Origin of the sequence: Thermogutta sp., from assembly GCF_014359955.1 — a bacterium.
Classification (GTDB): Bacteria; Planctomycetota; Planctomycetia; order Pirellulales; family Thermoguttaceae; genus Thermogutta.
Genome location: NZ_JACIYL010000645.1, coordinates 1 through 2,598, shown reverse-complemented (window position 1 = coordinate 2,598; position 2,598 = coordinate 1). Strand labels below are relative to the sequence as shown.

Sequence of the window (2,598 nt, the reverse complement as noted above, 5' to 3'; positions counted from 1 at the left end):
TGTGCACCGCGCACGGCGGGGAAGAAATCGACGCGATTCCTGGACCTGGAGGCAGGAAGGGCTACCCCATACGCAGGAATCGGTGTGCGACACGCTATCTTTTCGGGAGCAGCGCACGGCGGCACATCGAGCCTGTAAAAATTCTGGCGGCTGAGTTCTCGATTACCGTTCTTTGCGGAGCATCAGGGCAGGATGACGGATCGAAAAGACGCGGCGCTTTTCCGGGGCACTGTCACTGATGGGCAAGCCGCACGGTCACATCCACCTGGTTTTCCAACCGTTTCCCGGACGCCGTTTCATACCGAACAAAGACTTTTAAATGGTCGTGTTGCGGAGGAGCCTCGGGCCAGGGAAGTTCCAAGAGAAATCCCTGAATCTCGGGTCGGTTGACGAGGTAACTTTGGAGTTCTTCGGGTTGGAGTTCCCAGCGGGCAATTCGCGCCGCAGAACCTCGCACCTGCGGATCGATGGCAACCACAGTGACTGTGGCAGGCTGAAGCACAATCGCCCCCTGCGTGTCAACCGGTTGCAGGAGGAGGGCTATGCCGTCGTCGCCGGGGAGGCCATCGTAGTCCCGCCCTACCGCATGATCCACCGGTAATACCAGCCGGTCTGGCTCGTGTCCGGCGATCTCAGGCCGCGGGAGGTCCGACGCTGGGGATGGGGACGGGGCACCGACTCTCGGGGCGGGGGAAACTTCTCCCGCGGTCTCATGGGGAGAATTCACCAGGGGCGCGGCCTGATTCTCTGAACTGGGAGGTAAAACCTGTGGGGGAGCCGTTTGAGAAGTTTCCTGAGGGCTGAGCCACAAGGGTGGCTCGATCGGAGAAGATGAGACCCCGGGCAGTGGCTCCGACGATGATCGCGACGGAAAGGCCGCTTCGGGAGTCGTTTCCACCTGGGGGGGAGTGATCTCGATTTTGGGCGGCACGGCGATCTTCCTGGGCGCGTCGGAATCCGCCACATGGGGCGCCGCTTCCAGACTTCGCCCGGGAATGTGTGTCCAAAGAGGGGCAGTCGTGTCCGGAGTGTTCCTGCTTTGCGTGGTGGGACGATCCGCCTGATCGGTCTGAGCTTTGAGCCGCTTGAGCTCGGAGCGGCATGCGTCCAACTCGGCCTGCTTCTGCTCGAGGAGGTCCACAAGTTCCCAAATCTTGTTTTCGAGCGCGTAGTTTTCGCGTTCAAGCTGGGTAACGACCTGAGGCGTCCGACAGCCTGACCAGAAAAAAACTCCTACGCTCAGTAATAAAAGCGTGCGCCAGGGAAATGTCATGGGTGGTCAAGGTGCAAACCAGGGCAAGGTCGGTCTCCCTTGGACCAAAGGGCGCCGGCCATGGTTCCGCCGTAGCCCTTCCATACCCATATCTCCCACTGTGTGCAAGAGCAGTTTTGTGGGGGATTAAAATAAGTAAAATGCAAAGATTGCTCAAGCGTGTCGTGACCGGGGTACAACAGCGCCATCGCAAGAGATGATTTAGCCAGAGCAGTCAGTGTCGGTAGAGTCTATCAACTAAATCGGCCCGGAACGGGGCGGACTACCCGGAAAGCAGCACGCCCACAGATCCATGAAAATGATCGCCTCTTAAGAGCGTTAGGCATGATGTCCAGCAAGTCACCCATCCGATGGCGATTCAACTGGCCTGCATGGCTGTTGCTCGTCCTCGTCAGTGTGATCGGAGGAGTCGGACTTTCGTGGCTGCATCACTGGCAGTTGGAGAGAACCGCCGACCGAATCCGTCAGCGCGTTGAACGACTCGAACAGGAAGCCGCGTCTGCCCGCGACCGAAAGGACCGAACAGCGCTGGCCCAGGCGTTGGCAGGGGTGGTGCGGAATTACGATCTGTATTTGCGGTACCGGCCGACAGACGGCGAAGTTGCCATTCGATTGGCTCTGGCAGTCAGCGAGCAGGCGGAGAACTCACCCACCAATGCACAGCTCCAGCTTAACGCATACCGTGTGTTGAGCCGGACGCTGGCGCGATTTCCGGAGAATCGCGAACTCCTTCACGCGTTCGGGAACACGGCGATGCGTCTGGGGCGGTGGAATGAGGCACTTTCTGCCTGGTCCCAGTTGCGACAGATGGAGCCGGACAGTGCGGAAGTCCTTCTCAATCTGGCGAGGTGTCAGGTCGCGCGGGCTCAGCCTTTGGAAGCCATCAAGACGCTCCAGGATTGCCTGACCCGTCATCCAGATGTGCTGGAGGCGTACACGCTTTTGGCCCGGTGCTATCGGGACGAAATGGTCCGAGACTACGAGTCCGCCCGGCAGGTGATGGATGAATTGGTGGCAAAGAATCCGGACTCTGCGGCGGCCTATGCGCGTCGGGCCGCTTTTTGGCTCTGGGTGGCTCAAACCACAGCCAATCCTCAGGAAGCCAGTGATGCGCTGACCGAGGCCAAAAAGGATGCTGACACCGCCGTCAGCAAAGACCCCAAAAACGTTGAGGCTCTGCTGGTCAAAGGGGAGCTAGAACTTCGCGAGAATCGGCTTTCGCAGGCCCACGACTTTCTTGAAAGAGCCGCCACAGTTGCGCCGAACGACGAAAGAGTCTGGTCCGGATTGGCGAAATGGGCAAGATTGGCCGGTGATCTGGACAC

2 protein-coding genes are annotated in these 2,598 nt (G+C 59.4%); one reads left to right on the top strand and one right to left on the bottom strand.

What is annotated here, in order from left to right:
- Window positions 1–232: 232 nt before the first annotated feature.
- Window positions 233–1,273, bottom strand: coding sequence for a hypothetical protein (locus H5U08_RS15395; protein ID WP_297035000.1), 1,041 nt, complete (start codon window positions 1,271–1,273; stop codon window positions 233–235).
- Between the two features lie 324 nt (window positions 1,274–1,597).
- On the opposite strand from H5U08_RS15395, the gene H5U08_RS15390 reads away from it, so the two are divergent.
- The coding region (locus H5U08_RS15390; RefSeq protein ID WP_297034998.1) for a tetratricopeptide repeat protein at window positions 1,598–2,598 on the top strand (1,001 nt) is incomplete at its 3' end.

Excerpts from the sequence above, each read along its gene's own strand:
- H5U08_RS15395 (WP_297035000.1), bottom strand. The coding sequence starts at position 1,273 with ATGACATTTCCCTGGCGCACGCTTTTATTACTGAGCGTAGGAGTTTTT.